This is a genomic window from Telluria sp. RT2P19 (assembly GCF_059685725.1).
This window is the reverse complement of record NZ_JCASIL010000003.1, coordinates 397,710-424,040: the sequence shown is the minus strand read 5'-3', so window position 1 is coordinate 424,040 and position 26,331 is coordinate 397,710. Positions and strand designations below refer to the sequence as shown.

Here is a 26,331-nt window from a genome sequence, read left to right as displayed (position 1 = left end):
GGAATGACGATGAAACAATGTAATCCATCGACAATCGCATCGACGATCGGCGCCATGGCGCTGCTGGCGGTGGTGCTGGCCGGCTGCGATCGCGGCCAGGCGCCGGCGGCCAACGGCGTCATCCAGACCAAGTACCCGGGCCAGGTCTCGGCCGGCGGCATGACCAGCGGCCAGGTCATGGCGCAGACGGCGCGTCCCGAGACCGACGCTACCTATGCGGGCGGCACCCCGGGCATCGCGGGCGGCTCGGGCGGCAATACCAGCGGCGCCGAAATCGGCGGCGAGACCCGCGAGACCGGCCAGGGACCGTCGAGCGGGGTCACCCAGCCGTCCAGCGCCGGTCGTCCGGGCAGCAATCTGCCGTCGGGCGACAACCAGCCTGCCGCGCCTGCTCCCGGCAGCGTCGAGGCGCCACCGGCCAACAATGCTTCGCCGCAGGGGCAGCCAGGAGGAACGCGATGAATACCAGACGATTGGGCCCATTGCTGGCGCTCGCGACCGGGCTGGCCTTGGCCGGCGCATCCTGGGCGGCGCTGCCGCCGCCATCGCCGGCCCAGGCCCAGGCCGCGGCCGCGAAGAAGGCCGCGGCCGACGCCAAGGCGGCCAAGGACAAGGAGGCGCTGAACGCCTCGATGGACGAGATCAGCGGCCACTGGCGCCAGCGCGCGGCGCAAGAGGGATGGACCATCAAGCCACCGCCGCCGGTGACGGGGCCGACCGGCGTCGCCGCATCCGATCCCACGCCGGCCAGCGCCGGGATACCGTCCCCGGCCCCGGCCGGTGCGACTCCCGGCACCTCGGGCGCAGCGCCGGCGACCGCCGCCGCGCCGCTTGGCGCACGGGCGCTGCACGCGGCCAATGTGCCGATCAAGAGCGAGAAGCTGGGTACGGCCAGGCCGAGCGAAGACGTCAAGCAGGGCCCGACCCGCGCCGAGCCGGCCGGGGCATCGCCGACGGTCAACAAGAAGGGCGTTCCCGAGAACGCCCCCAAGCAATGAAGGGATGGCGATGAAAAAAGGAGGCATGCCGGTCGCGATCATCATGCAGCGGCGGTCGGTACAGCATCGCTGGGGCGAGATGGACAGCTGGTCCGCAGTGGGCGTGGTGCCGGACCGCGGCGAGCTGCCGCGCCTGTCCATGCTGAGCGAAAGCACGGAGCGCGACTATTACCTCGTCTCGGGCCTCGAGCTCGAGCTCTATACCGACGAGCACGAAGGCTATTACGAGAACATCATGGCGCCGGAATCGAAGGTGTTCGTGCTGTGGCGCATGGAAGACGGCCGCGCGATCCCGGCGCGCGCCTCGGTCAGCTATGTCGAGGGCACGCGCATGTTCGACTCGGGCGAGTCGGCCGACGGCGTCACGATGCCGGCCGAGATCTACAGCTGGGTCGCGGGCTACCTGCGCGAGAACTTCACGCCGCGCCCGCGCAAGGGCCGGCAACACGGATGAGCGCGAACACGATGGCCGAGGAAGGGTTCCTGCGCCGCTGGGCGCGCCTGAAGTCGGCGCCGGAGCCGGTGCACGAAGCGCCGGCCGTCGAGTCGCCGCCGCCTGCCGTCCCGCCGGCCCCGCCGGCGCAGGAAGATCCGCCGCTGCCGACGCTGGACGACGTCGCGCGGCTCACGCCCGAATCGGATTACTCGGCCTTCGTCGCCAAGGGCGTCGACAAGGCCGTGCAGCGCATGGCGCTCAAAAAACTGTTCGCCGACCCGAACTTCGCGGTGATGGACGGCCTGGACATCTATATCAGTGACTATAACAAGGCCGCGCCGCTGTCAGACGCGATGCTGGCGTCGCTCAAGCATGCGCCGGGGGTACTGCGCCGGCTGCTGGGCGACGACCAGCAAGACCGGACGGACGCGCAGCGCGACGACCAACGCGATCCGGCGGCCGAACGCGAGCCGGACACGCCAAACCAGGGGACGACATGAATATCCGATTCAACGACGGGGCGGCCTCCGACCCCGTCCAGGACGGCCGCGACCGGGCGGCCCGCCTGGCCGCCCTGCAGGCAACGAGGGACTTTCCCGATGTCGAAGCGGCCGCCACGGTCGACTACCGTTCGCACGGCCGCACGCTGGTGGTCGGCAGCGCACGCGACGCATTACCGCTGGCCGACCGCCTGGCCGGCACGCTGTCGGTCACGGTGCTGCTGCTGGACGAGCCGGATGGCCAGCCGCGCCTGTATCCGGTGCACGCGGCGCAGACGGTGGCGCTCGCGGGCTGGCTCGGCGCCTTCGAGGCGCGCTGGCGCGCGGCCGGCCAGCCGGTGGGCGAGGGCAGGTTCGACCTGGTGCTCGACCTGTGCCCGGCGCGCCTGATCGCCAGCCACCAGCGGCCGCACGGCTACTACGCTCCGGGCCTCGACGACACGGCGCGTTTGCAGGCGGTCGATGAGCTGCTCGACATGGTCGGCGACTTCGAAAAGCCCAAATACTTCAGCTACAAGGAACGCATCTGCGCCCACGGCCGCAACGGCATTCACGCCTGCACCGCCTGCGTCGACATCTGCTCGGCCAAGGCGATCGCCAGCGACGGCGACCGGGTCAAGGTCAATCCCTACCTGTGCGCCGGCTGCGGCGCCTGCGGCACCGTGTGCCCGACCGGGGCCATGAGCTATGTCTATCCGCCGGTGCCGCTGACGGGCAGGCGCATCCAGGCCGCCCTGCGCGCGTTTCGCGAAGCCGGCGGCGCCCAGCCGGTGCTGTTGCTGCACGATGCCCACGGCGCCGACATCCTGGCCCGGCTGGGCGACAGCGTGCCCGGACGCATCCTGCCGTTTTCACTGCACCACGTGGCCTCGACCGGCATCGACGTCTGGCTGGCGGCGCTGGCCTACGGCGCGGCCGGCATCGCCATCCTGACCACCGGCGACGAAGCGCCGCAGTACGTGCAGGCGCTCGGCGAGCAGATGCAGATCGCCCAGGCGGTCGTCGATGGCCTCGGCTACGTGGGCCCGCATTTCCAGCTGCTGCAGCTGGGCAGTGCGCCGCTGGAGGCGGCCCAGGAGCTGGCACTGGCCCTGCGTCATGCGCCGCGCGGCGACGCGCCGGCGGCGCCGGCCGTGTTCCACCTGGCCGTCGACAAGCGCAACACGCTCGACTACGCCCTCGACCACCTGCACCGCCACGCGCCGCAGCAGCCGCTCCACATCGCGTTGCCGCCCAAGGCGCCGTTCGGCGCCTTGGGCGTGAACGGCCAGACCTGCAGCCTGTGCATGTCCTGCGTCGGCGTCTGTCCGGCCAATGCGCTGCAGGATGGGCAGGGCGCGCCGCAGCTGCGCTTCATCGAAAAGAACTGCGTCCAGTGCGGCCTGTGCGCCAACACCTGTCCCGAGGATGCGATCGCACTCGTGCCGCGCATGTCGTTCGCGCCCGAGCGCATGGGGGCGGTGGTGCTCAACGAGTCGCAGCCCTTCCACTGCATCCGCTGCAACAAGGCCTTCGGCACGCTGCAGATGGTCGAGAACATGCTGGGCCGGCTCGGCGCGCACCCGGCCTTCGCGGCCAATCTCGACCGCCTGCGCATGTGCGGCGACTGCCGCGTGATCGACATGATGGCGCCGGCGGACGAGATGCAGGTGACGCCGCTGCGGCGAAGGTAACGCAGCCGAGCAAACCGCCACCGGCCGGCAAATCGGTGGCAGAATGGTCTCGACACCAGATCGCGGGGGCGGGGCCAGCTCCTCCACCCGCAGCGCATCGCCACCAGGAGACCCTCAATGACGCCAACCCAGCGCTTCGTGCAGGCGCGCGACTTCCTGCAGCAGCACCGGCTCGACTACGACACGGCCTGCCGCGACTTCCCACGGCCCGAGCTCGACCGGTTCAACTGGGCCCTCGACTTCTTCGACCACCAGGCCAGGGACAACCACGCCCCGGCCCTGTGGGTGGTCGAGGAAGACGGTCGCGAACGCAAGGTCTCGTTCGCCGACATGGCGGCGCGCTCGAGCCAGGTGGCCGAATACCTGCGCAACCTGGGTGTACGGCGCGGCGAGCGGGTGCTCCTGATGCTGCCGAACCGGGTCGAGCTGTGGGAAATCATGCTGGCCGGGATCAAGCTCGGGGCCGTGCTGGTACCGACCACGATGCTGCTGTCCGGCGACGACCTGGCCGATCGCCTGGAACGGGGCCAGGTGAAGCACGTGATCGCCGAGGCCGGCGAAGCCCACAAGTTCGAGGCGCTGGCCGGGAGCTACACCCGCATCGCGGTCGGCGGCGCGCCAGCCGGCTGGCACGACTTCGAGGACAGCCACCATGTCGCCAGCGTGTTCGTGCCCGAAGGCGAGACCCGCGCCACCGACCCGCTGCTGCTGTACTTCACCTCCGGCACCACGGCGAAACCGAAGCTGGTGCTGCATACCCACCAGAGCTACCCGGTGGGCCACCTGTCGACCATGTACTGGATCGGCCTGCAGCCGGGCGACGTCCACTGGAACATCAGTTCGCCGGGGTGGGCCAAGCACGCCTGGAGCTGCTTCTTCGCGCCGTGGAATGCGCTCGCCACCGTCTTCGTCTACAACTACGCGCGCTTCGCCAGCCGCGCCGTGCTCGACACCATCGTGCGCTGCGGCGTGACGTCGCTGTGCGCGCCGCCGACCGTGTGGCGCATGCTGATCAAGGAAGACCTGGCCGCATGGAGGCCGGCGCTGCGCGAGCTGGTCGGTGCCGGCGAGCCGCTCAACCCGGAAGTGATCGAACAGGTCGAGCGCGCCTGGGGCATCCGCATCCGCGACGGCTTCGGCCAGTCCGAATCGAGCTGCCAGATCGGGAATTCGCCCGGCCAGCCGATCAAGCCGGGCTCGATGGGGCGTCCGCTGCCGGGCTACCGCATCGCGCTGCTCGACGTCGACGACCAGCCGGCGCGCGAGGGTGAGATAGCGCTGGAACTTGCATCGAACCCGATCGGTCTCATGGTTGGCTACGAAGGCAATCAGGAAAAGACACGCGAGGTGATGCGGGCCGGCTACTACCACACGGGCGACACGGCGAGCGTGGACGACGACGGCTATTATTTCTACGTCGGCCGCAATGACGACGTGTTCAAGTCGTCCGACTACCGTATCAGCCCGTTCGAGCTCGAGAGCGTCTTGATCGAGCACGACAGCGTGCTGGAGGCGGCGATCGTGCCGAGCCCGGACCCGCTGCGGCTATCGGTCCCGAAGGCCTTCGTCACCCTGCGCGCGGGGGTGGCACCGGGCCGTGAAATGGCGGCCGCGCTGTTCGCCTTCACGCGCGAGCGCCTGGCGCCGTATGCGCGCATCCGGCGCATCGAGTTTCGCGAGCTGCCCAAGACCATCTCGGGCAAGATCCGGCGCGTGGAGCTGCGCCGCGAGGAAGCGGGTAGGGCTGGCGCGGCGGGCCAGGGGGTGGAATACCGCGAAGAGGATTTCAACGCAAACTAGCAAGGAGCGACGCCATGCAACTGCACGCACCGATCCAGCCCTGCCTGTGGTTCGACACCCAGGCCGAGGAAGCGGCCAGGCACTATGTCTCGATCTTCCCGGACTCGCGCATCACGCATGTGTCGCACTACGGCGAAGCGGGCCGGAATGTGCACCGCATGCAGCCCGGCAGCGCGATGGCGGTGCAGTTCGAGGTCGACGGCCAGCCATGCATCGCCATGAACGGCGGCCCGCTGGTCCGCTTTACCGAGGCGGTGTCGTTCATGGTGATGTGCGACAGCCAGGAACAGATCGACTATTACTGGGAGCGCCTGGGCGAGGGCGGCGACGAGGCGGCGCGCCAGTGCGGCTGGCTCAAGGACAAGTTCGGCCTGTCGTGGCAGGTGACGCCGACCGAGATCATGTCGCTGATGGCCGGTCCGCGCAGCGATGCGGTCATGCTGGCGCTGCTGGGCATGAAGAAGATCGAGATCGCCGCCTTGCACGCGGCTGCCGCGATTTCTTGATGAAGAGTGCGTCCGGAGCGCGACGATTGCGGCCATAATGGAGGCATTCCCTCAATCGTCCATTCGGCGCCAGATGACCACCAGAGAACGCTCCAAAGACCGCTCGGAAACACGCTCCAGCGAAGACGGCCGCAAGAAAGACGGCAGCAAGAAAGACGGCAGCAAGAAAGACGGCGGCAAGAAAGATCCACTATTCGAAGTACGCGAGTCCCCCGTGCACGGCAACGGCGTTTTCGCGCGCCGGGCCATCGGCGCCGGCGCGCGCATCATCGAGTACAAGGGCCAGCGCATCAGCTGGGACAAGGCGACCCGGCGCGCCGAGAAGGCGGGCGGCCCGATCAACCATACCTTTTACTTCAGCCTGGCCGACGGCCGCGTGATCGACGGCGGCCGCAACGGCAACGAGGCGCGCTGGATCAACCACGCCTGCACGCCCAATTGCGAGGCCTTCGAAGACGAAGGAAAGGTCTATATCCACGCCATGCAAGACATCGAGGCGGGCGAAGAGCTGAACTATAATTACGCGCTGATCTACGACGAACGCCATACCCCGGCGCTCAAGAAGCTGTTCGCCTGCCGCTGCGGCACGCCGGGCTGCACCGGCACCATGCTCGCTCCCAAGCGCCGCGCGAAGAAGTCGGCGACAATATAGCCTGCCGCGCCCGTTGCGCACATGCCTGGAGCCTTGATGAAACCCGTAGTCCGCAGCCTGCTGGAGACCGATCTTTACAAGTTCACGATGTGGCAGGCCCTGCTGCACAGCCACCCGGGCGCCACCGGCGAGTACGAATTCCGCTGCCGTAACGAACCGGCCTATCCGCTGGCCGAGCTGCAGGACGACGTCGACCGCGAACTCGATCACCTGTGCGGCATGATGTTCACCGAGAGCGAGGTGGAGTACCTGCGTGGCCTGCGCTTCATCAAGAGCGACTTTGCCGACTTCCTCACCTTGTTCCGCTTCCAGCGCAAGTTCATCCAGGTCTCCACCGACGGCCCGCAGCTGGTGATCCGCGCCAGCGGCCCGCTGGTGCACGTGATGGGCTTCGAGATCTTCGTGCTGTACATCGTCAACGAGCTGTATTTCCGCCGCTTCGACCAGCAAGTGGCGCTGCGCGAGGCGCGTTTGCGCCTGCAGCAGAAGATTGACGAACTACGCGCCTTCGGCAACGAGGCGCCGCGCGCCAATCCCTTCGAGTTCTTCGATTTCGGCGTGCGCCGGCGCTACTCGGGCGAGTGGCACGATGAGGTGGTCTCCACCATGGCGCGCGAGCTGCCGCAATACTTCAAGGGCACCTCGAACGTCTACCTGGCCTATAAACTCAAGCTGACGCCGATCGGCACCATGGCCCACGAATACCTGCAGGCCCACCAGTCCTTCGGCACCCGCCTGCGCGACTTCCAGAAGGCCGCGCTCGAGAACTGGGTGCAAGAGTACCGCGGCGACCTGGGCACGGCGCTGACCGACGTGGTGGGCATGGACGCGTTTCTGGCCGACTTCGACCTGTATTTCGCCAAGCTGTTCGACGGCCTGCGCCAGGATTCGGGCGACCCGGTCGTCTGGGGCGAAAAGGCGCTGGCGCACTATGCCAGGCTGCGCATCGACGCGCGCACCAAGCGCCTGGTGTTCTCGGACTCGCTGACGGTGCCGAAGGCGCTCGAGCTGTACCGCCATTTCGCCGACCGCGTGATGACCGGCTTCGGCATCGGCACCAAGCTCACCAACGACACGCCGTACAAACCACTGAACATCGTCATGAAGCTGGTGCGCTGCAACGGCCAGCCGGTGGCCAAGCTGTCCGATACCCGGGGCAAGTCGCAGAGCACGGACGAGACATTCATCGCCTATCTGCGCCAGGTGTTCAACAAGTACGACGCGGGCGACTGAGCGCGGCGCCGCTGCGAGATTGTGTGAGATTGTACGGCGGCGCGACGCGCTATGCTGCCGGTTCGTTCATTCTCGACCAAATGGAGACCGCCATGAAGCAGCTCGCACCGATCGCCCTTGCCACGCTGTTCGCCTTGCCCGTCGCTGCGGTGCATGCCCAGGAAACCGACCATAGCAAGGCCGGGGTCGCGGCTGCCGAGGAGTGGCTCGGACTGGCCGATGCCGGCAAGGGGGACGCCACCTGGCGCGCCGCCGGCACCGCATTTCGCAGTGCCGTCAGCGCCGAGCAGTGGACCGGCATGCTGCAGGGCGCCAGAGCGCCGCTGGGCGAACTGAAGTCGCGTTCCCTCACCAGCGCGCGCTATACGCGCACGCTGCCCGGCGCCCCTGAAGCCGACTACGTCGTGATCCAGTACGGCGCGGTGTATGCCAATCGCGCGGGCGTGACCGAGACCGTGGTCACGGGCCGGGAGGCCGACGGCAGCTGGAAAGTAGTGACTTATATGGTCCAGTAACTTACTTCACCAGGCGCCACAGCTCGGTCGGCAGCGCCGCCGGCGCGTCCGGCTTGAAGAAGGCCGAATCCTGGATGTGCGACGACGTCACGTAGACCATGCCGTCCGGACCCTGGCTGAACGTGTCGGGCCAGCGCAGGCGCGCATCCTGCACCAGCACCTTCACGTCGGCCTGTGGCCCCCCGTCGAGGTCACGCATCTTGATCGCATCGTCCTGCACCGCCGTGAGCAGCAGCCGGTTGCTGCCGCGCTCGAACAGCAGGCCGTCGTTGACGCCATTGTGGCCGTATTCCTCGACCGCGTCGCCCACGTCTTCGCCTTTCAATCCCCGCTCGACGAGCACCCGGGTGGCGATGCGATACAGGGTGTCGCCCTTGATGGCCTGCCAGTACAGCCAGGCGCCGTCGCCCGACAGTTCGATGCCGTCCGCGGAGAACTCGACCCCGCGCCCGTCCGGCCGGCGCAGCACCTCGCCGTCGGCCCTCACGTTCAATCCCTTCTTCATCTGGGTCGACGGATGGCTGTCGAGCAGCCGCACGGTATTGCCGCCCGCCAGGTCGACCACCAGGATGGCGCCGACGACGCCCGAGTCGGTGATGTAGGCGTACTTGCCGTCGTTGGAGAAGCGCACGTCGTTCAAGTAGGAGCCCTGCGGGGCCGTGGCCTCGTCGAAAGCGATGGTGCGCACGACCTGGTTGCTTGCCAGGTCGACCTGCACCAGCTTGGCGCCGCCGGACACCAGGTGGGCCTGGGCCGGCGCCGCCGGGTCGAGCACCCACAGGCTGCCGCGGCCATCGGCAACCACGCTCTGCACGCAGACCCAGTGGTCGTTGGGCGTCACCTCGTCCTTGCGCGCATTGCGCCAGGCATTCCATTGATCGTCGGGATACGGGCGCAGCGAACCGTCTTTCTGCAGCTCCGCCACCGAAATGGCGTTGTCCTCGGTCCAGCGCGGGAAATTCACGAAAATGCGGTTGTCCTCGGACACCGAGACGCCGGTGACCTGGTGCTCGAACCGGGCGACCAGTTCGATCCTCGTTTGTTCGGTCATGCTGATTCCTCCATGATGCGCTCACGCTGCCGCGGGGGCGGCGCAGCGTGACGGTTTGCGGGTCGCGGCCTTCTTCGGCGCCGGCTTCCTGCGTGGCGCCGGGGGCCGCGGGTTGTCCTGCTCGTGGCGCAGGCGCTGCTGGAGCATGGCCAGCACTGCCGCTTCCTCGGGCTGCAGGGCGTGCAGGTCTTCCTGCAGCTTTTCCTCGGTGCGTTCGCGCAGCACTTCGAGGGCGGCGCCGTCGAGGTAGGCGTCCAGCACGGCTGGATGCACATAGCATTTGCGGCAGATCGACGGCGTATTGCCGAGCTTTTCGGCCACCGACTCGATCGCACGCACGATGTTCTTCTTGGCCTGGGCCTCGGAGTCGAACTTCTCGAATTCCTGCAGGGCCAGCGCCGCCAGCACGGTGCCCGACCAGGTGCGGAAGTCCTTGGCCGTGTAGTCTTCGCCGGTGATGGCGCGCAGGTAGTCGTTGACGTCGCTCGAGTCGATGGCGTGGGTCGCGCCATCCTCGTCCACGTACTGGAACAGCTCCTGGCCCGGCAAGTCGCGCGCGCGCGCCACGATGCGCGCCAGGCGCCGGTCGTGCACCTTGACCCTGTGATAGACGCCGCTCTTGCCCCGGAAGCTGAACTCGACGTCGCTGCCGTCGACCCTGGCGTGGCGGTTGCGCAAGGTGGTCAGGCCGAACGATTTATTGGTGCGCGCGTATTCCTCGTTGCCGACCCGCATCATGGTCGCTTCGAGCAGGTAGACGATCGTGGCCAGCACTTTTTCGCGCGGCAGGCCGGGCAGTCGCAAGGCGCGGTCGACTTCGGCCCGGATGGCGGGCAAGGCCTGGCCGAACTTGAGCATGCGCTCGTACTTGACCTCGTCGCGCGCCTCGCGCCACTTGGGGTGGTAACGGTATTGCTTGCGGCCGCGGGCGTCGCGCCCCGTAGCCTGCAGGTGGCCGTTGGCCTGGGGACAGATCCACACTTCGGTCCAGGCCGGCGGGATCACGAGGCGCCTGATGCGCGCCAGCGTGGTGTCGTCGGTGACCGGCTCGCCGCGCGCGTCGCGATAGGCAAAGCCCTCCTTGGCGGCTTCGCGCCGGATGCCGGGCCGGTCGTCATGGACATAGCGCAGTCCGGCCGCGCGCGCGGCGGCGGGAGGATCGCTGGGAACGGTGTCGTCGTCGGGTTTTTCGCTGGGCATGGCAGGGTCGCTGAAAGATGATCTTCCAGGCGATCCTACGCGCACGGTCCTGCGCGCACTGTACGCAATGTAACGGAGGCGCGGTCCGCAGCAGACTGCGTGTGCTCAGCGGTAGCGCGCCTCCACCAGGTCGATCTCGCGCAGCAGCTTGCGGGCGGTCTCGTCCGACAGCTGATTGTGCCGCGCCATGCGCAGCAGCACGGTGCGCTCTTGCGCGAGCGCGGCCAGACGGTAATGGCGTTCCGCGTTCTCGGCGGCGCGCGCGCGTTCGGGGGCGATGCCGGCGCCAGTGCCGCCATCGAGCCGGTACTGGTACAGGCTGCGCACCTGGTCGGCCGCGCTGGCATGCATCTCGGCCGCACCATCGGCGTCGCAGCCCGAGGTGGGCGGTGGCACAGGCGCGGCGGCGATCGCTTCCAGCGCCGCCAATGCGGCGGCATGGCGCGCCTGGTCTTCCTCGCTTTCATGGGCCGCCTCGGCCGGCAGCTCCAGGCCGCGCAGCACGCGCGGCAGGCCGACGCTGGCCAGCACCAGCGACACCACGATCACCGCGCTGGCCAGGAAAATCACCAGGTCGCGGCCCGGGAACGGCGCGCCGCCCGGCAGCGCCAGCGGCAGCGTCAGCACGCCAGCCAGGGTGATCGCGCCGCGCACGCCGGCCAGCGAGGTGGCCAGGATCAGGCGCGGATTGGGGCGGTACACGGCCTGCTGCTGGCGCCGCGCGGCCAGCAGCGTCAGGCGCAGCGAGACCCAGACCCAGGTGAAGCGCAGCAGGATCAGGCCAAGGCTGATCGCCAGCGCATTGCCCAGCAGCCACCAGACGTCGTGGGCGGCGGGCAGCTCGGGCGCGCTGAGCGCCGCGCTGAAGATCGCCGGCAACTGTTCGCCCAATAGCACGAACATGATGCCGTTCAGCGCGAACTGCACGGTATCCCACACCACGGCGCGGCGTACGCGGGTGGTGGCCAACGCGCGTCCGCTCAGTTCGACGTAGCTCATCGTGATGCCGGCCGCGACCGCGGCCAGGATGCCCGAGGCCTCCAGGTGCTCGGCCGCCAGGTAGGCGCCGAAGGGCAGCAGCAGGTTGACCAGGATCGGCGAACCGCTTTCTTCGCCGATACGCGCGGCCAGCAGGCGCTGGGCCCAGCTCACGGCGACGGTCAGGCCGACGCCGATCGCGATGCCCGCCAGCGCCACCCACAGGAAAGTGAGGGTGGCATCGCCCAGCGAGAAGGTGCCGGTGAGGGCGGCCGCGACGGCGAAGCGGAAGCACACCAGGCCGCTGGCGTCGTTGAGCAGCGACTCGCCTTCGAGGATGTGCATCAGGCGCGGCGGGATGGGCACGCGCGCCGCGATCGAGGATACCGCGACCGGATCGGTCGGCGCCAGGATCGCAGCCAGCGCGAACGAGACCGCCAGCGGCAGCGACGGGATCAGCCAGTGGATCAGGAAGCCGGCGCCGATGACGGTAAACAGCACCAGGCCCAGCGCCAGCTCGAGGATGGTCGAGCGGTCGCGGAACAGCCCGACCTTGGGGATGCGCCAGCCGTCCAGGAACAGCAGCGGCGGCAGGAACAGCAGGAAGAAGATGTGCGGCTCGAGGCGCACGCCATGGCCGGTGGTGCCGGAGATGGCGGCGCCGAGCGCGATCTGGACCAGCGGCAGCGGCACGGCGAAGGGCAGTATCCGCACCAGGTAGCCGCTTGCCACCACCGCCAGCAGCATTGCCAGTACGATACCTACCTCATCCATCGACGTCTCTCCCTGTCAAAAAAAGCATGATAAGGGATTGCCGCGGATCGTGTCGGACGCGCTTCGTCCGGCTCAGGCCGCGGCGCGCAGATGGTCGAGCAGGCGTTCCAGCGGCATCGGCCGGTGGAACAGGTAGCCCTGCATGCAGGTGTTGCCATGGCGCGCCAGGTAATCGGCCTGGGCCTCGGTCTCGACGCCTTCGGCCACCACCCGCAGCCCGAGGTGGCCTGCCATTGCCAGGATCGACTGCACGATCGCGGTGCCGTCCCTGTCGTGCGGGGTGTCGCGGATGAAGCCCTTGTCGATCTTGAGTTCGTACAGCGGCATCCGGGTCAGGTAGCCCAGGCTCGAATAGCCGGTGCCGAAATCGTCGATCGAGATCCGGATGCCGAGCGCCGCCAACGCATGCATGCGCTCGATGGTCTGGTCGCGGCGGTCGACCAGCAGCCCTTCGGTGATCTCGAACACCAGCTGGCCGGGCGGCACGCCGGTCTCGCGCAGGATGCTGTCCACCCGCGTCACGAAGTCGGACTGGCGGAACTGCATCGGGCTGACGTTGACCGACAGCGGCAGCGGCTGGCCGATCCCGTCCAGTGCACGCCACGCCAGGCAGGCTTCGCGCAGCGCCCATTCGCCCAGTTGCACGATCAAGCCGCTCGACTCGGCCACCGGGATGAAACGGTCGGGCGGCACGCTGCTGCCATCCGCGCGGCGCCAGCGCATCAGCAATTCGGCGCCGATCGGGCGCCGCGCGCCGTCGACCTGCAGTTGCAGGTGCAGCGACAGCTCGCCCTGTTCGAGCGCCAGGCCCAGGTCGCGCTCGAGGGTCAGCCGGTGCTCGGCGTCGCGCAGCATGCCCGGCTCGAACAAGGCCACGCCGTTGCGCCCGCGCGCCTTGGCGTGGTACATGGCGGTATCGGCCTCGCGCAGCAGGTCATGGTCATTGGTCGATGCCGTCGGCGTGGCGGTGAGCGCGACGCCGATGCTGGTGGTGGCGTGATAGCGCTGGTCTTCGATGACGATCTTCTCGTACAGGCCGGTGCGGATGTCCTCGGCCACCGCCAGCGCGCGCATGGTGGCGGCCCCGGCGTCGGGGCCCAGAGCGTCCAGCAGCACCACGAACTCGTCGCCGCCAAGCCGGCCCACGCAGCCCTGCGTCCCGACCGCCGCTTCGAGCCGCGCGGCCGCCTGGCGCAGCAACTGGTCGCCGACGGCGTGGCCGCGCGCATCGTTGACCGTCTTGAAATTGTCGATGTCGACATACAGTACCGCGCCCAGCGAGCGGGTGCGTTGGACACCCTCGGCCAGCTGGCCGAGACGCTCCATCAGCAGGCGCCGGTTCGGCAGGCCGGTGAGCACGTCGTAGAACGCCAGCCGGTGCACGGCGTCGGCGGCGGTGCGCGCCTCCCGCGCCGAGCGCGCCAGGCCCTTGAGCAGGGTGCCGGTGGCGAAGGTAATGACGGCGCCGACAAAGCCGAAATTGACCGCCACCACGAGCGACGACAGCAGCGCCTCGCTTTCCAGACCCGGCACGTAAAGGCGCGCGTAGCCATTCACGCCGAATGCCACGATGCTCGCCGCGCCGAGGGCCAGCGTCAGGATGCCGATCCGGTTGCCGAGCAGGATGACGGCCATGATCGGCGGCGCCATCAGGTAATTCAGGCTGACCGGTCCCACGGCCACCATCAGCCCGATGGCGACGATGAACAGCACCGCCAGGAAGTTCAGCACGCGGAAGGTGTAGGGCAGGCGATCCAGGCGCCAGAGGACGAAGATCCAGGCCAGCGCCAGCGCGTCCATGAGGGCCACCTGCCACAGGCCCTGGCGCAGCGCCATTGCGATGCTGGGCACGGCGGCGCAGGCGCCCAGCACCAGCACGATCTTCAGGAGAATGGAAAATACACGTACGCGCCACTGCGCGATATCGTCAGTCGGAACCATGAGGCAGCATCCAGGTCAGCATGCCCACAGATTTCTCCAGAGTGCATAATTTTGCTCGTGGGCAAATTTTATGTAGCTGGCGCGGTACCTGTCACGCACTATTTGGAATGCTGTTGTTTTAGGGCGAACACGAGTGGCATGACCGGCGGCTGGCATCGGCGCGATGCCAACCGCGGATGCTCAGCGTGCGCCGGCCAGCGCCAGCAGCTCACCCAACTGCAGTGTGTTGACCGGCTTGACCAGGTAGTGGTCGAAGCCGGCCTTGCTGGCGGCGTCGCGATCCTGCTGGCGCCCGTAGCCGGTGGCCGCGATCAGGGTCGCGCCGCTGGTCTGCGGCAGCCGGCGCAGGCGTCGCGCCAGCTCGTTTCCATCCATGTCCGGCAGGCCGATGTCAAGAATGCAGGCCTGGGGCGAGAACATCCTGGCGATCTCGATCGCGTCGACGCCGCAGTAGGCGATTTCCACCTGGTGGCCGGACGCCCGCAGGAACAGGTTGAGCGTGTGCGCCGCATCCAGGTTGTCGTCCACCACCAGGATGCGCAGCGCGCTTGCCGGGGCGGTCTCGGTGGCGGGCGCGCCGGCGGCAGGTTTGCCGGGCAGGGACGCGCTTTCCTGGTGGTGGCGCGGCAGGCGCACGGTGAAGGTGCTGCCCCGGCCCAGGCCGGCGCTGTGCGCGCCGACGCTGCCACCGTGCAGCTCGACCAGGCTCTTGGCCAGCGCCAGTCCCAGTCCCAGGCCGCCCTGCGAACGGTCGGGGGTGCGCTCGGCCTGGGTGAACAGGTCGAACACGCGCTCCACCAGGGGCGCATCCATGCCGATGCCGTCGTCGCTGACGCTGAGCTGCCAGCTGTCGCCGGCCTGCTTCAGCTGCAGCGCGATATGGCCGCCTTCCGGTGTGTATTTGGTGGCGTTGCCCAGCAGGTTGGCCACCACCTGCACCAGGCGCTTGTGGTCGCCCTTGGCGTGGGCCGCCCCGGCCGGCAGGTCGAGCACGACCTTGTGGCGCCGGGCCGAAATCAAGGGCCGGATCTGCTCGGCGGCGTCGTCGACCACGTTGCGCAGGTCCAGCACCTGGGTCGACAGCGACACCAGGCCGCGCGTCACGCGCGAGACGTCCAGCAAGTCGTCGACCAGGCTGGTCATGTGCTCGACCTGGCGCGCGATGATGGCGCAGGTCTGGGTGATCTGGGCGTTATCCGAGTGCAGGAGCTTCAGCAGATGGGCGCCGGTGCTGATCGGCGCCAGGGGATTTCTCAGCTCGTGCGCCAGCATCGCCAGGAACTCGTCCTTGCGCTGGTCGGCCGCGCGCAGTTCGCGTTCGGCCTGGCCGCGCGCGGCTTCCTTTTTCTGCAGGTTCTCGGCCATCTCGTCCAGCGCCGCCGCCAGCCGTCCGATTTCTTCGTTGCCGTATTCGATATGCGAGCGTGCATCGAGTTCGCCGGCGGCGATGCGGCGCGCGACCGAGGTCAGGCCGCGCACCCGCTGCACGATCAGCTTGTCGCCGGCCAGCCAGGCCGCCAGCAGGGCCAGCAGCGTGGTCGCGCCCAGGCCCAGCAGCGACATGAACTGGGCGTCGCGCGCCACTTCGGTGATCAGGTCGGTCGGCACCCCGATGGTGACCGTGTACTCGGTCAGGTTCGGCGCGCCGACGCGGGCGAAGGCGTGCAGGCGGTCGACGCCATCCTCGCCGCGCACTACCAGCGCGCGCCCATGCGGGCCGCGCATGGCGTCCAGCAGTGGCCCGGTGATGCGCCTGCCGAACCAGCGCTCCGGGTCCGGACGGCGCGAGATCAGGTTGCCCGAGGCGTCGGCCGTCTCCAGGATCGAGCCGGGCGGCATGCTGATGTCGTTCACGAAGGTGTCCAGGCCGGCCAGGTCCATCGCCGCGAAGACCACCGCCACCACGTCACCCGAGCGGTCGATGACGGGATAGGTGAGGTTGATCGTGTGCTTGCGGATCACGCGCCCGAACACGTAGTCGCTGGCGATGAAACGGCGCTCGGCGATGGCGCGCTTGAAGTGGCTGCGGTCGCCCAGGTTCACCGGGTGCAGCATCGGCACCGCGCTGCAGCTGACGTCGCCGTTCAGCTGGATCAGGCCGAAGTTGACGTAGCCCTCGTTGCGGTCGAGGACATTGGCCAGCAGTGCATTGCAGCTGGCGGCGGGTCCCATCAGGTCGGGCACGCTGACCAGGTCGACCAGGATCTGGCGCGCGCGGTCGATCGACTGCGCCTCGTTGGCGGCGGCCAGCGCGGTCAGGCGCTTGAGGTTTTCTTCCGAGGCGCGGATCGCCGCCTCGCGTTCGCGCAGGCCGCCCAGCACCGTGACGACGGCGATCGGCGTGATCGCCAGCAGCACCAGCAGCATCAGGCGGCTGCGCAGACTGTTCAGGCGAAAGCGCCCCAATACCTTGCTCATCGAAGCTCCACCAGGTGCGTCGACTCGGCGAGGCGAGCGCCGAACGCGATGATGCGGCGCACGCCTTCCATCAGGGTCGGCACGTCGTCCGAGATATAGCCGATGCGGATGAAGCCGGGCACGCCCAGCGCGTCGCCCGGCATCAGGGCCACCCGCTCTTGGTCCAGCAGGCGTTCGGCGAAGCCGACAGTGTCGAGCGTCAGCGCGCGCACGTCGCCCCACAGATAGGGGCCGGAGGCTGGCGCCCGCATGGCGATCCAGGGCAAGTCGGCGAACTGGTCCACCACCAGGTCGCGCCGCGCACGGTAGTCGCGCAGCAGCGCGTACGGGGTGCCGGTGGCGAAGGCGGCCGCCGCCGCCACCTGCGACAGGTGGGGCGCGGCGGCCGTGATCGGCCCCTGCAGGGTCTGCATGGCGTGCACCAGCGCGGCGCTCGCCAGCGCGAAGCCGATCCGCCAGCCCATCATCGCGTAGCTTTGCGACGCCGAGAACAGCGTGACCACGCCCATCGCGCGCCAGTCGCACAGCGCGGCCAGGGTGGTATGTTCGCCATCGAAGATCAGGTGTTCGTAGCTCTCGTCGACGATCACGTGCACGCCGCCGGCCAGTGCCCAGTCGCGCACCAGTTCCAGCTCGCCCCGCGTGAACACCTTGCCGCTCGGATTGTGTGGATTGTTCAGGACCAGCACCTTGACCTTGCCGAAGGCGTCGAGCGTGGCCTGGCTCAAGGTGTCCGGCAGGTCGGCCAGCACCACCTCGAGTCCCAGCAGTTCGGCGGTCGCGAGATAGGCCGGCCAGTGCGGGCGGAACACCGCGATGCGCTCGCCCGGATCGGTCATCGCGTACAGCGCCTGGTAATAGGCCTGCTTGCAGCCATTGGTCACGATGATCTCGTCGACCGCCGCGTCGATCCGGTTCTCGCCGGCGAGCTTGGCGCGCAGCGCCGCGCGTACCTTCAGCGCGCCGCCCACCTCGGTATACGGCAGCGTGCGCTCGTGTTCGACCGCGTCGGAGACGGCGTCGATGACCTGGGGCGGGGCGGGAAAGTGCGAAATCGCGATCGAGAAATCGATCACGCGTTCGCCTGCATGGCGCAGCGCTTCGGCACGGCCATGCATGGCGGTGGTGGCGAGGGGGCGGGAGTGCGCGATCCGGTCTGATATCTTCATCGTGTCTGGCGATCTATCCAAGGTGGGTGGCCGGCTGCGCGAAGTCCGGGCTCCCGGTTTTGTTCTTTCTGGATTGTACTAAAAATCGGCCGTTTTCAGAGGAGGATTCTTTCGGGTCCAACAAGTAGTTGACACCTCAATCATCGGGGCGGGTAAACTAGTCCCCACACCAGGAGCGGGAGAAATCATGAACATCGTTTGCGTCGGCGGCGGCCCGGCCGGCCTGTACTTCGGCCTGCTCATGAAACTGCGCCATCCGGCCCATGCGGTGACCGTCATCGAGCGCAACCGGCCAGGCGACACCTTTGGTTGGGGCGTGGTGTTTTCCGACCAGACCCTGGGCCACCTGGCGCAAGCCGACGAGCCGAGCGCGCGCGCCATCCTGCAATCGTTCAACCACTGGGATGCGATCGACGTCCACGTCAAGGGCGCCACCATCACCTCGCACGGCCACGGCTTTTGCGGTATCGGACGCAAGCGCCTGCTCGACATCCTCTCGGCGCGCTGCCGTGCGCTGGGCGTGGAACTGCTGTTCGACACGCGGGTCGAGGACGTGAACGACGCCGCGCGCAGGCACCGGGCCGACCTGGTGGTCGCCGCCGACGGCGTCCATAGCGCAATCCGCCAGCAGCATGCCGACGTGTTCCAGCCCGAGGTCGAAGAGCGCCTGTGCCGCTTCGTGTGGCTGGGCACGCGCAAGCGTTTCGAGGCCTTCACGTTCGCCTTCGAGGAAACCGAGCACGGCTGGTTCCAGGCCCACGCCTACCAATACGATGGCGAGACCTCGACCTTCATCATCGAGACGCAAGATTCGACCTGGGCCGCTTGCGGCCTGGCCGACATGGACCAGCGCCAGGCGCTGGCCTTCTGCGAGCGCCTGTTCGCGCGCCACCTCGATGGCCAGCCACTGATGGCGAACGCCGGCCACCTGCGCGGCTCCGGCATGTGGGTCCGCTTTCCGCGCCTGGCCTGCCGCCAGTGGGTGCATGCCATCGAGGTCGACGGACGGCGCGTGCCGCTGGTGCTGATGGGCGACGCCGCCCACACGGCCCATTTCTCGATCGGTTCGGGCACCAAGCTGGCGCTGGAGGATGCGATTGGCCTGGCCGATGAGCTCGATGGGGAAGGCGACCTGTTCGCCGCCCTGGCGCGCTACCAGGAGGCGCGCCTGGTCGAGGTGCTCAAGCTGCAGAGCGCCGCCCGCAACTCGATGGAGTGGTTCGAGAACGTGGCCCGCTACACGGCGATGCAGGCCAGCCAGTTCGCCTACTCCCTGCTCACGCGCAGCCAGCGCCTGTCGCATGAGAACCTGCGCCTGCGCGATCCGTCTTACGTCGAGGACTTCGAGCGTCGTTTCGCCCGCGCGGCGGCCGAGCAGGCCGCTCTGGAACCGCCAGCGCATGCGGCGCCGCCCATGTTCACGCCCTACAAGGTGCGCAGCGTGGTGCTCAAGAACCGGGTCGTGGTCTCGCCCATGGCGCAATACTCCGCCGTGGACGGGGTGGTCGGCGACTTCCACCTGGCCCATCTCGGCGCGCGGGCCTTGGGCGGCGCCGCGCTGGTGATGGCCGAGATGACCTGCGTGTCGGCCGACGCCCGCATCACGCCAGGCTGCCCGGGCCTGTACACGCAAGAGCAGATGCTGGCCTGGCGGCGCATCGTCGATTTCGTGCACACGGCCAGCGATGCGAAGATCGGCATCCAGCTCGGCCACGCGGGCGCCAAGGGCTCGACCCGGCCGATGTGGGACGGCATCGACCTGCCCCTGGAAAGCGGCAACTGGCCGCTGTTGTCGGCATCCAGCCAGCAGTACATCGACGGCGTGTCGCAGGTCGCGCGCGAAGCCACGCTGCACGACCTGCAGCGCATCAAGGACGACTTCGTGCGCGCCACCGAGGCCGCGGGCAAGGCGGGCTTCGACTGGCTCGAGCTGCACTGCGCGCACGGCTACCTGCTCTCGAGCTTCATTTCGCCGTTGACCAACCGGCGCCAGGACGCCTACGGCGGCAGTCTTGAAAACCGCTGCCGCTACCCGCTGGAAGTGTTCGCGGCGGTGCGCGCCGCCTGGCCGGCGCACCTGCCGATCAGCGTGCGCATCTCGAGCCACGACTGGGTGGAGGGCGGACTCACCCCGCATGATGCGGTCGCGATCGCGCGCCTGTTCCGGGCGGCGGGCGCCGACATGATCGACTGTTCGTCGGGCCAGGTCAGCAAGCGTGAAAAACCCGTGTTCGGCCGCATGTTCCAGACACCGTTTTCGGACCGTGTCCGCAACGAGGCCGGTATTGCGACCATCGCCGTCGGCAGCATCTACGAGGCCGACCACGTGAACGGCATTATCGCCGCCGGGCGCGCCGACCTGTGCGCGGTGGCGCGCCCGCACCTGGCCAACCCGGCCTGGACGCTGATGGAAGCGGCGCGCATCGGCTACACTGGCGCAGCCTGGCCGCGCCAGTACCAGGCCGGCAAGCAGCAGCTCGAGCGCAACCTGGAACGCGAACGCCAGCTGCAGGCGGCCTCCACCGGGCTGTCGCCGCAGCAACTGGCCGCGCGTCTGCTCGAAGGCTGAACATCAATCATCAGGAGTCACACATGCACTATCTACCGGGCCAGCCGCACGGCCTGCCGGGCGGGCGCAACAAGCTCGCGCACGACGCGCCGCAGCACTTCGGGTTCGCCCTCGACGCCGGCGTCGCCACCGTTACGCTGGACCGGCCCGAGCGCAAGAACCCGCTGACCTTCGATTCCTACGCCGAGCTGCGCGACCTGTTTCGCGCGCTGGCCCATGCCGAGGACGTGAAGGCGGTGGTGATCACCGGCGCGGGCGAGAATTTTTGCTCGGGCGGCGACGTCCACGAGATCATCGGCCCGTTGACCACGCTGGACATGCCGGGCCTGCTGGCCTTTACCCGCATGACGGGCGACCTCGTGAAAGCCATGCGCGCCTGCCCGCAGCCGATCGTGGCGGCGGTCGACGGCGTGTGCGCCGGCGCCGGGGCGATCCTGGCGCTGGCCTCGGACATCCGCTATGGCACGGCGCGTAGCCGCACCGCTTTTCTGTTCACCCGCGTCGGCCTGGCCGGCTGCGACATGGGCGCCTGCGCCCTGCTGCCGCGCGTCATCGGCCAGGGACGGGCCGCCGAGCTGCTGTACACGGGCCGCTCGATGGATGGCGAGCAGGGCGAGCGCTGGGGGTTCTTCAACCGCCTGTGCGCGCCGGAACAGGTCCTGGCCGAAGCACGCGCCTTTGCCGCGACCCTCGCCAACGGCCCGACCTTCGCCCATGGAATGACCAAGAAGATGCTTCAGCAAGAGTGGAACATGGGCGTGGACGAGGCGATCGAAGCCGAAGCCCAGGCCCAGGCGATCTGCATGGCCACCAATGATTTTCATCGCGCCTACCACGCCTTCGTGGCCAAGGAACGGCCGCGCTTCGAGGGCGATTGATGGCGCACGATCACCTGGATTGGCCGTTCTTCGAGCCGCGCCACGGCGAGCTGGCACGCGCGCTCGATGCCTGGGCGGCGGACAACCTGCACGATGCCCACGACGGCGACGTCGATGCGACCTGTCGCGCGCTGGTGGCGCGCCTGGGTCGCGACGGCTGGCTGCGCCACGCGGTCGGCAACGACACGATCGACACCCGCGCCATCTGCCTGATCCGCGAAACCCTGGCGCGCCACGCCGGCCTGGCCGACTTCGCGTTCGCGATGCAGGGCCTGGGGAGCGGGGCGATCTCGCTGTTCGGGAGCGAGGATCAGAAAAGCCGCTGGCTGCCGCGCGTGGCGCGCGGCGCAGCGATCGCCGCCTTTGCCCTGTCGGAGCCGGATGCCGGCTCCGATGTCGCCGCCATGCAGTGCGCAGCCCGGCGCGAAGGCGACGACTGGGTGCTCGATGGCGAGAAGACCTGGATCTCGAATGGCGGCATCGCCGATTTCTACGTCGTTTTTGCGCGCAGCGCCGACGGTGGCGGCGAGGCTGGCCGCGGATCGAAAGGCATCTCGGCCTTCATCGTCGACGCCGCGTCCCCTGGCCTGGAGATCGCCGAGCGCATCGACGTGATCGCTCCGCATCCGCTGGCGCGCCTGCGTTTCAACGGCTGCCGGGTGAGCGCGGCGTGCATGATCGGCGCCGAGGGCCAGGGCTTCAAGGTGGCGATGGCCACGCTGGACGTATTTCGCACCTCGGTCGCCGCCGCCGCGCTGGGTTTTGCGCGGCGCGCGATGGCGGAAGCGCTGGCGCGCGCGCAGTCGCGGCCCATGTTCGGCAAGCTTCTCGCCGACTTCCAGCTCACCCAGGCGAAGCTGGCCCAGATGGCGCTCGAGATCGACGCCGCCGCGCTGCTGACCTACCGCGCCGCCTGGCTGCGCGACAGCGGCAAGCGGGTGACGAAAGAGGCGGCGATGGCCAAGCTGGCCGCCACCGAGTCGGCCCAGCGCGTGATCGACGCCGCGGTGCAGCTGTCCGGCGGCCAGGGCGTGCAGCGCGGGCAGGTCGTCGAAAGCCTGTACCGCGAGATCCGCGCGCTGCGCATCTACGAGGGGGCGAGCGAAGTGCAGCTCCTGATCATCGCGCGCGAGCTGCTCGCACCGAAGCCATGACACTACTTTCTGGAGCAGGGATGGACATTCTTCAACCGCCCGGCTGGCCGCGCCCCAAGGGCTATGCCAACGGCATCGCCTGTCGCGGGCGCCAGGTCTTCGTCAGCGGCATGATCGGCTGGGATGCCGAAGGGCGCTTTTGCACCGACGATTTCGTCGGCCAGTCGCGCCAGGCGCTGGAAAACATCGTGGCCGTGCTGCGCGAGGCGGGCGCCGGTCCCGAGCACATCGTGCGCATGACCTGGTATGTGCTCGACAAGCGTGAGTACCTCGATGCCGGGACTGCGCTCGGGACCGCCTACCGCGAGGTGCTGGGCCGCCACTATCCGGCCATGAGCGCGGTGCAGGTGGCGGCGCTGATGGAAGACCGGGCGCGGGTCGAGATCGAGGTCACCGCGGTCATTCCCGACTGATGCCGGGCGGCCTGGTTGTCAGGACGTCGCGAGCCTGGCGTTTTTCTCTTGATGTTCCAGCTTGTTCTGCTTATAGAAAAACAAGCCCATTGCGGCCGTCGCGAGCAGTAGAGCCACACTGGCTGCATCGACACCGACATTGACGCGAACGTCTACTTTTACGTCTTTCATGATGTGTTCCCTAGATGCGCGTTTGAGTCTGGCCGCCTGGCGGCAGGCCGATCCGGGGGGAGCATAGCATGGCGGTCGTCCCGGGCGCGCCCGGTAGCCGGGCAGCGCGAGCGGACCGAGCGCCCGCGCACCGGCCTTTCTGGTAACTTGTTTGCAACAGCATACCGAGGAGCCATCATGAGCAATCCCATCGTCCACGTCATCCAGGACTTCGCCATCGCCGAGCAGTTGCGGGCCGACCTGGTGGCCGCAGGCCTGCCCCAGGACAGCGTCGTGCTCTCGCCCATCGGGGACGAAGCCGGCCCGGGTCAATCCAACTTCACGGTCGGCGACTCGCCCTCGGCCAAGGGCGGTACCGACTACAACGACGTCTATCGCCCGGAAGGCGATATCCACGGGGCCTGCATCCTCAGGGTGCTGGCCCAGGATGCGCGCCAGGAAGAACTGGCGCGCGCCATCGTCGAACGCCACCGCACCGCCGCGCCGCACGCATTGAGCGAGCAGCGCGTGCCGTAAGCCGCAAGGTCAGCTCCAGCTCAGGTCCGCCTTGCTGAGCGGGAGCTCGCGCACCCGCTTGCCGGTGGCGGCGAAGATCGCATTGCACACGGCCGGCGCGAGCGGCGGCAGCGGCGGTTCGCCCAGGCCCGTCACCGGCTGGTCCGACTTCACGAAGTGCATCTCGATCTTCGCCGGCGCGTCGCCGATGCGCAGCAGCTGGTAATCATGGAAGTTGCTCTGCACGATGCGGCCGTTTTCCAGGTTCAGTTCGGGGAACATCAGCGTCGACAAGCCGTCGATCACCGATCCCTCGACCTGGTTCTCGGCACCGGACAGGTTGATGATGGTCGGGCCAACGTCCGTCGCCACCACCACCCGGTCGACCTTCACCTTGCCGTCTTTCGACACCGTTACCTCGGCCACCTGCGCCACGTAGCCGCGATGGCTGAAGTGGAAGGCGATGCCCTGGCCCTGGCCGCGCGCGAACTTCTTCTTGCCCCAGCCGGCCTTGTCGGCGGCGGTCTGCAGCACCGCACGCATGCGCGCCACGTTGTACGGCTGGCCGCGCTCGACGCTCGGCGGCATGATGTCCATGTCGCCCAGCAGCTCCAGGCGCAAGGCCAGCGGATCGCGCCCGCCGGCGTGCGCCAGCTCGTCGATGAAGCTGTGGAAGGCCCAGGCGAACACGCAACTGCCCGGCGCGCGCCACGGCCCCATCGGCACGCTGCATTCGAGCGCGGTCTGCTCGAGCTGGCAGTTGGCCAGCCAGCGGCCCGGGAACTCGTCGGGCGACAGGCTGCCGCCGCTGCCGTTACGCAACGTACTCTTGCCGTCCTGCACGACGCGATTGGCGAAGGTCACGAAGTGGTTGTGCCAGCCCACGACCTTGCCGGCCTGGTCGAGCCCGCCGCGCAGGAAGTGGAAGCCGCCCGGACGGAAGTGGTCGTGCTGCAGGTCGTCCTCGCGGGTCCAGGTCAGCTTGACCGGCGCCTGGTCCTTCAGGCGCTGGGCGATCGCGGTGGCCTCGACGATGAAGTCCGAGCTCAGGCGCCGGCCGAAACCGCCCCCGCTGCGGATGATGTGCATCGTGATCTTTTCTTTGGGAATGCCAAAGGTGGTCGATACCAGCGCCTGGCCTGCGTTCGGGTTCTGGGTCGGAGCCCACAGCTCGAGCGCGCCATCCGGCTTGATCCAGGCGGTGCAGTTCTGCGGTTCCATGCTCGCGTGCGAGATGAACGGGTAGCTGTAGGCCGCTTCCACGGTCTTGGCCGCGCCCGCGAGCGCGCGGGCGACATCGCCATCCTTGCGCAGCATGGTGGCGCCGGGCTGCCAGCTCGCCGCCCTGGCCTGGGCCGTGAAGTCGGCCCAGCCATGCCTGGCGGCGGCGCCTTCGTCCCATTCGACCTCGAGCGCGCGGCGGGCGCGGATCGCGGCCCAGGTCGAGGTGGCGACGATGGCCACGCCGGGACGCAGCCCATTCAGGTTATCCGTGCCTTCGATGATGAAGGCGTCCCTGACGCCGGGCAGGGCGCGCACCGCGTCCAGGTTGGCGCGCAGCGGCTTGCCGCCGAAGACCGGACACTTGACGTACTGGGCGTGCAGCATGCCGGGCAACTGGATGTCGATGCCGAACAGCGGCCTGCCGCTGACGATGGCGCCATTGTCGACGCCGCCGATGCGCTTGCCCAGCAGCTTGAACGTGGCCGGATCCTTGACCGAAACGCTCGCCGCATCCGGCAGCTGCAGCTTCGCAGCCGTCTCGACCAGCTCGCCGTAGGCCAGGCGCCGCTTGCCGGCCGCATGCAGCACATGCCCGCCGTCGGTCGTGCATTCGGCGGCCGGCACTTTCCACCTCTGCGCCGCGGCCTGCATCAGCACGGCGCGCGCGGTGGCGCCCAGGCGACGAAAGTTCTCGTAGTTGTTTGGGGTCGAATTGGACCCGCCGGCGCCCTGGCTGCCATAGGCTTGCATGTCCAGGTCGCCCTGGACCACGCGCACGCTTTCCCAGGCGACGTCGAGCTCTTCGGCGATCACCATCGGCAGCGAGGTCTTGATGCCCTGGCCGATCTCGGGCTGCTTCGATATCAGGGTCACGCTGCCGTCGCGCGCGATGCGGATGAAGGCGTTCGGCACGAAGTCGGCGCCAGCGGCCGGTGCGGCAGGGTTGCCGACCGCCGCCAACACGCCTTGCGCCGACATCCCGATCAGGAGGGCGCCACCGGCGGCGCTGGCGCGCAGGAATCCGCGCCGGGAGGTAGACGCCAGCGTCATGCTTTCTCCCCTTTGCCGGATGCGATCTCGGCGGCGCGGTGAATGCCCTTGCGGATCCGCATATAGGTTGCGCAGCGACACAGGTTGCCGGCCATGGCCTCGTCGATCTGGGCGTCGCTCGGATTCGGATGCTGCCCGAGCAGCGCGCAGGCGCTCATGATCTGGCCCGACTGGCAGTAACCGCATTGCGGCACGTCCAGCTCTTGCCAGGCCACTTGCAGCGGATGGCGGGCATTGGCGTCGAGGCCTTCGATGGTAGTGATCTTCGCGTTGCCGATGCCCGACACCGGGAGCAGGCAGGAGCGGGTCGCTGCGCCGTCGAGATGGACGGTGCAGGCGCCGCACTGGCCCAGCCCGCAGCCATACTTGGTGCCGACCAGGCCCAGGGTATCGCGCAAGGCCCACAACAGCGGGGTATCGGCTTCGACGTCCACGGCCTGCGCCTTGCCGTTGATATTCAGGGTGTAAGTACTCATGACGCTCCTCAAGGCGGTCCGAACAAGCCGCCTATCGTAGCGGAAATTTCGTTAATT

Annotated in this window: 24 protein-coding genes; 15 read left to right on the top strand and 9 right to left on the bottom strand. The window is 68.5% G+C overall.

The genetic code is table 11. From position 1 onward, the window contains the following. The first annotated feature begins 9 nt into the window (after nt 1–9). From AC56KW_RS06150 to AC56KW_RS06105, 10 genes are all read left to right on the top strand, one after another. The gene (locus AC56KW_RS06150; protein WP_497169845.1) at nt 10–462 is read left to right on the top strand and encodes a hypothetical protein; all 453 of its coding nucleotides are present in this window, start codon (nt 10–12) and stop codon (nt 460–462) included. Then, a complete protein-coding gene (locus tag AC56KW_RS06145; protein WP_497169844.1) occupies nt 459–998 on the top strand; it encodes a hypothetical protein in 540 nt (179 codons plus the stop codon). Before AC56KW_RS06150 ends, AC56KW_RS06145 begins: the two co-directional genes overlap by 4 nt. Before the next feature lie 4 nt (nt 999–1,002). Continuing rightward, nucleotides 1,003–1,452 (top strand): DUF3305 domain-containing protein, encoded by a 450-nt coding sequence (locus AC56KW_RS06140; protein ID WP_497169843.1) that lies wholly within the window; start codon nt 1,003–1,005, stop codon nt 1,450–1,452. Next, nucleotides 1,449–1,934: a DUF3306 domain-containing protein gene (locus AC56KW_RS06135; RefSeq protein WP_497169842.1), complete on the top strand. Its 486-nt coding sequence runs from the start codon at nt 1,449–1,451 to the stop codon at nt 1,932–1,934. Before AC56KW_RS06140 ends, AC56KW_RS06135 begins: the two co-directional genes overlap by 4 nt. After that, the gene (locus tag AC56KW_RS06130; protein ID WP_497169841.1) at nt 1,931–3,607 is read left to right on the top strand and encodes a 4Fe-4S binding protein; all 1,677 of its coding nucleotides are present in this window, start codon (nt 1,931–1,933) and stop codon (nt 3,605–3,607) included. The genes AC56KW_RS06135 and AC56KW_RS06130 overlap by 4 nt, the downstream gene beginning before the upstream one ends. A gap of 117 nt (nt 3,608–3,724) precedes the next feature. Then, a complete protein-coding gene (locus AC56KW_RS06125) occupies nt 3,725–5,407 on the top strand; it encodes an AMP-binding protein (protein ID WP_497169840.1) in 1,683 nt (560 codons plus the stop codon). A 14-nt stretch (nt 5,408–5,421) separates the two neighbouring features. After that, nucleotides 5,422–5,913, top strand: coding sequence for a VOC family protein (locus AC56KW_RS06120; RefSeq protein ID WP_497169839.1), 492 nt, complete (start codon nt 5,422–5,424; stop codon nt 5,911–5,913). A gap of 73 nt (nt 5,914–5,986) precedes the next feature. Next, complete coding sequence (locus AC56KW_RS06115) at nt 5,987–6,565, top strand: SET domain-containing protein (protein WP_497169838.1); 579 nt, start codon at nt 5,987–5,989, stop codon at nt 6,563–6,565. A 36-nt stretch (nt 6,566–6,601) separates the two neighbouring features. Beyond that, on the top strand, nt 6,602–7,798 hold the full coding sequence (pncB, locus tag AC56KW_RS06110) for a nicotinate phosphoribosyltransferase (RefSeq protein ID WP_497169837.1): 1,197 nt from the start codon (nt 6,602–6,604) through the stop codon (nt 7,796–7,798). Nucleotides 7,799–7,890: 92 nt separating this feature from the next. Further along, entirely contained in the window at nt 7,891–8,313 is a 423-nt protein-coding gene (locus tag AC56KW_RS06105; protein ID WP_497169836.1) for a DUF4019 domain-containing protein, read from the top strand. 1 nt (nt 8,314) lies between these two features. Here AC56KW_RS06105 and AC56KW_RS06100 read toward each other — a convergent pair whose 3' ends face one another. From AC56KW_RS06100 to AC56KW_RS06075, 6 genes are all read right to left on the bottom strand, one after another. After that, on the bottom strand, nt 8,315–9,364 hold the full coding sequence (locus tag AC56KW_RS06100; RefSeq protein ID WP_497169835.1) for an L-dopachrome tautomerase-related protein: 1,050 nt from the start codon (nt 9,362–9,364) through the stop codon (nt 8,315–8,317). A 21-nt stretch (nt 9,365–9,385) separates the two neighbouring features. Next, the gene (locus AC56KW_RS06095) at nt 9,386–10,564 is read right to left on the bottom strand and encodes a DNA topoisomerase IB (RefSeq protein WP_497169834.1); all 1,179 of its coding nucleotides are present in this window, start codon (nt 10,562–10,564) and stop codon (nt 9,386–9,388) included. A gap of 105 nt (nt 10,565–10,669) precedes the next feature. Then, nucleotides 10,670–12,316 (bottom strand): Na+/H+ antiporter, encoded by a 1,647-nt coding sequence (locus tag AC56KW_RS06090; protein WP_497169833.1) that lies wholly within the window; start codon nt 12,314–12,316, stop codon nt 10,670–10,672. Nucleotides 12,317–12,388: 72 nt separating this feature from the next. Continuing rightward, nucleotides 12,389–14,257 carry a putative bifunctional diguanylate cyclase/phosphodiesterase gene (locus tag AC56KW_RS06085; RefSeq protein WP_497169832.1) on the bottom strand — a complete coding sequence of 623 codons (1,869 nt, stop codon included), beginning with the start codon at nt 14,255–14,257 and terminating at the stop codon, nt 12,389–12,391. A 180-nt stretch (nt 14,258–14,437) separates the two neighbouring features. Further along, entirely contained in the window at nt 14,438–16,675 is a 2,238-nt protein-coding gene (locus AC56KW_RS06080) for a hybrid sensor histidine kinase/response regulator (RefSeq protein WP_497169831.1), read from the bottom strand. Next, a complete protein-coding gene (locus tag AC56KW_RS06075) occupies nt 16,672–17,844 on the bottom strand; it encodes a pyridoxal phosphate-dependent aminotransferase (RefSeq protein ID WP_497169830.1) in 1,173 nt (390 codons plus the stop codon). The genes AC56KW_RS06080 and AC56KW_RS06075 overlap by 4 nt, the downstream gene beginning before the upstream one ends. 187 nt (nt 17,845–18,031) lie before the next feature. Between AC56KW_RS06075 and AC56KW_RS06070 the strand changes: the two genes are divergently transcribed. The 4 genes from AC56KW_RS06070 to AC56KW_RS06055 are packed head-to-tail and all read left to right on the top strand — an operon-like array spanning nt 18,032 to nt 22,858. Beyond that, nucleotides 18,032–20,413 (top strand): bifunctional salicylyl-CoA 5-hydroxylase/oxidoreductase, encoded by a 2,382-nt coding sequence (locus AC56KW_RS06070; protein ID WP_497169829.1) that lies wholly within the window; start codon nt 18,032–18,034, stop codon nt 20,411–20,413. 23 nt (nt 20,414–20,436) lie between these two features. Continuing rightward, nucleotides 20,437–21,291 carry an enoyl-CoA hydratase family protein gene (locus AC56KW_RS06065; RefSeq protein WP_497169828.1) on the top strand — a complete coding sequence of 285 codons (855 nt, stop codon included), beginning with the start codon at nt 20,437–20,439 and terminating at the stop codon, nt 21,289–21,291. Continuing rightward, nucleotides 21,291–22,445, top strand: a complete 1,155-nt coding sequence (locus AC56KW_RS06060) for an acyl-CoA dehydrogenase family protein (protein WP_497169827.1) — start codon at nt 21,291–21,293, stop codon at nt 22,443–22,445. Before AC56KW_RS06065 ends, AC56KW_RS06060 begins: the two co-directional genes overlap by 1 nt. A 20-nt stretch (nt 22,446–22,465) precedes the next feature. After that, the gene (locus AC56KW_RS06055) at nt 22,466–22,858 is read left to right on the top strand and encodes a RidA family protein (protein WP_497169826.1); all 393 of its coding nucleotides are present in this window, start codon (nt 22,466–22,468) and stop codon (nt 22,856–22,858) included. Between the two features lie 18 nt (nt 22,859–22,876). Here AC56KW_RS06055 and AC56KW_RS06050 read toward each other — a convergent pair whose 3' ends face one another. Further along, on the bottom strand, nt 22,877–23,029 hold the full coding sequence (locus tag AC56KW_RS06050) for a hypothetical protein (protein WP_497169825.1): 153 nt from the start codon (nt 23,027–23,029) through the stop codon (nt 22,877–22,879). Nucleotides 23,030–23,206: 177 nt separating this feature from the next. Between AC56KW_RS06050 and AC56KW_RS06045 the strand changes: the two genes are divergently transcribed. Further along, the gene (locus AC56KW_RS06045; protein WP_497169824.1) at nt 23,207–23,545 is read left to right on the top strand and encodes a hypothetical protein; all 339 of its coding nucleotides are present in this window, start codon (nt 23,207–23,209) and stop codon (nt 23,543–23,545) included. Nucleotides 23,546–23,554: 9 nt separating this feature from the next. Here the strand turns inward: AC56KW_RS06045 and AC56KW_RS06040 are convergent, their stop codons facing one another. Together AC56KW_RS06040 and AC56KW_RS06035 are read right to left on the bottom strand one after the other, a co-directional pair. Then, nucleotides 23,555–25,798, bottom strand: coding sequence for a xanthine dehydrogenase family protein molybdopterin-binding subunit (locus tag AC56KW_RS06040; protein ID WP_497169823.1), 2,244 nt, complete (start codon nt 25,796–25,798; stop codon nt 23,555–23,557). Next, complete coding sequence (locus AC56KW_RS06035) at nt 25,795–26,274, bottom strand: (2Fe-2S)-binding protein (RefSeq protein ID WP_497169822.1); 480 nt, start codon at nt 26,272–26,274, stop codon at nt 25,795–25,797. The genes AC56KW_RS06040 and AC56KW_RS06035 overlap by 4 nt, the downstream gene beginning before the upstream one ends. Nucleotides 26,275–26,331 lie beyond the last annotated feature (57 nt).

Coding starts and splice junctions, on each gene's coding strand:
- AC56KW_RS06050 (WP_497169825.1), bottom strand. CDS start 23,029: ATGAAAGACGTAAAAGTAGACGTTCGCGTCAATGTCGGTGTCGATGCA.
- AC56KW_RS06085 (WP_497169832.1), bottom strand. CDS start 14,257: ATGGTTCCGACTGACGATATCGCGCAGTGGCGCGTACGTGTATTTTCC.
- AC56KW_RS06140 (WP_497169843.1), top strand. CDS start 1,003: ATGGCGATGAAAAAAGGAGGCATGCCGGTCGCGATCATCATGCAGCGG.
- AC56KW_RS06130 (WP_497169841.1), top strand. CDS start 1,931: ATGAATATCCGATTCAACGACGGGGCGGCCTCCGACCCCGTCCAGGAC.
- AC56KW_RS06055 (WP_497169826.1), top strand. CDS start 22,466: ATGGACATTCTTCAACCGCCCGGCTGGCCGCGCCCCAAGGGCTATGCC.
- AC56KW_RS06090 (WP_497169833.1), bottom strand. CDS start 12,316: ATGGATGAGGTAGGTATCGTACTGGCAATGCTGCTGGCGGTGGTGGCA.
- AC56KW_RS06145 (WP_497169844.1), top strand. CDS start 459: ATGAATACCAGACGATTGGGCCCATTGCTGGCGCTCGCGACCGGGCTG.
- AC56KW_RS06115 (WP_497169838.1), top strand. CDS start 5,987: ATGACCACCAGAGAACGCTCCAAAGACCGCTCGGAAACACGCTCCAGC.
- AC56KW_RS06080 (WP_497169831.1), bottom strand. CDS start 16,675: ATGAGCAAGGTATTGGGGCGCTTTCGCCTGAACAGTCTGCGCAGCCGC.
- AC56KW_RS06045 (WP_497169824.1), top strand. CDS start 23,207: ATGAGCAATCCCATCGTCCACGTCATCCAGGACTTCGCCATCGCCGAG.
- AC56KW_RS06125 (WP_497169840.1), top strand. CDS start 3,725: ATGACGCCAACCCAGCGCTTCGTGCAGGCGCGCGACTTCCTGCAGCAG.
- pncB (WP_497169837.1), top strand. CDS start 6,602: ATGAAACCCGTAGTCCGCAGCCTGCTGGAGACCGATCTTTACAAGTTC.
- AC56KW_RS06135 (WP_497169842.1), top strand. CDS start 1,449: ATGAGCGCGAACACGATGGCCGAGGAAGGGTTCCTGCGCCGCTGGGCG.
- AC56KW_RS06105 (WP_497169836.1), top strand. CDS start 7,891: ATGAAGCAGCTCGCACCGATCGCCCTTGCCACGCTGTTCGCCTTGCCC.
- AC56KW_RS06040 (WP_497169823.1), bottom strand. CDS start 25,798: ATGACGCTGGCGTCTACCTCCCGGCGCGGATTCCTGCGCGCCAGCGCC.
- AC56KW_RS06060 (WP_497169827.1), top strand. CDS start 21,291: ATGGCGCACGATCACCTGGATTGGCCGTTCTTCGAGCCGCGCCACGGC.
- AC56KW_RS06070 (WP_497169829.1), top strand. CDS start 18,032: ATGAACATCGTTTGCGTCGGCGGCGGCCCGGCCGGCCTGTACTTCGGC.
- AC56KW_RS06100 (WP_497169835.1), bottom strand. CDS start 9,364: ATGACCGAACAAACGAGGATCGAACTGGTCGCCCGGTTCGAGCACCAG.
- AC56KW_RS06035 (WP_497169822.1), bottom strand. CDS start 26,274: ATGAGTACTTACACCCTGAATATCAACGGCAAGGCGCAGGCCGTGGAC.
- AC56KW_RS06150 (WP_497169845.1), top strand. CDS start 10: ATGAAACAATGTAATCCATCGACAATCGCATCGACGATCGGCGCCATG.
- AC56KW_RS06120 (WP_497169839.1), top strand. CDS start 5,422: ATGCAACTGCACGCACCGATCCAGCCCTGCCTGTGGTTCGACACCCAG.
- AC56KW_RS06075 (WP_497169830.1), bottom strand. CDS start 17,844: ATGAAGATATCAGACCGGATCGCGCACTCCCGCCCCCTCGCCACCACC.
- AC56KW_RS06095 (WP_497169834.1), bottom strand. CDS start 10,564: ATGCCCAGCGAAAAACCCGACGACGACACCGTTCCCAGCGATCCTCCC.
- AC56KW_RS06065 (WP_497169828.1), top strand. CDS start 20,437: ATGCACTATCTACCGGGCCAGCCGCACGGCCTGCCGGGCGGGCGCAAC.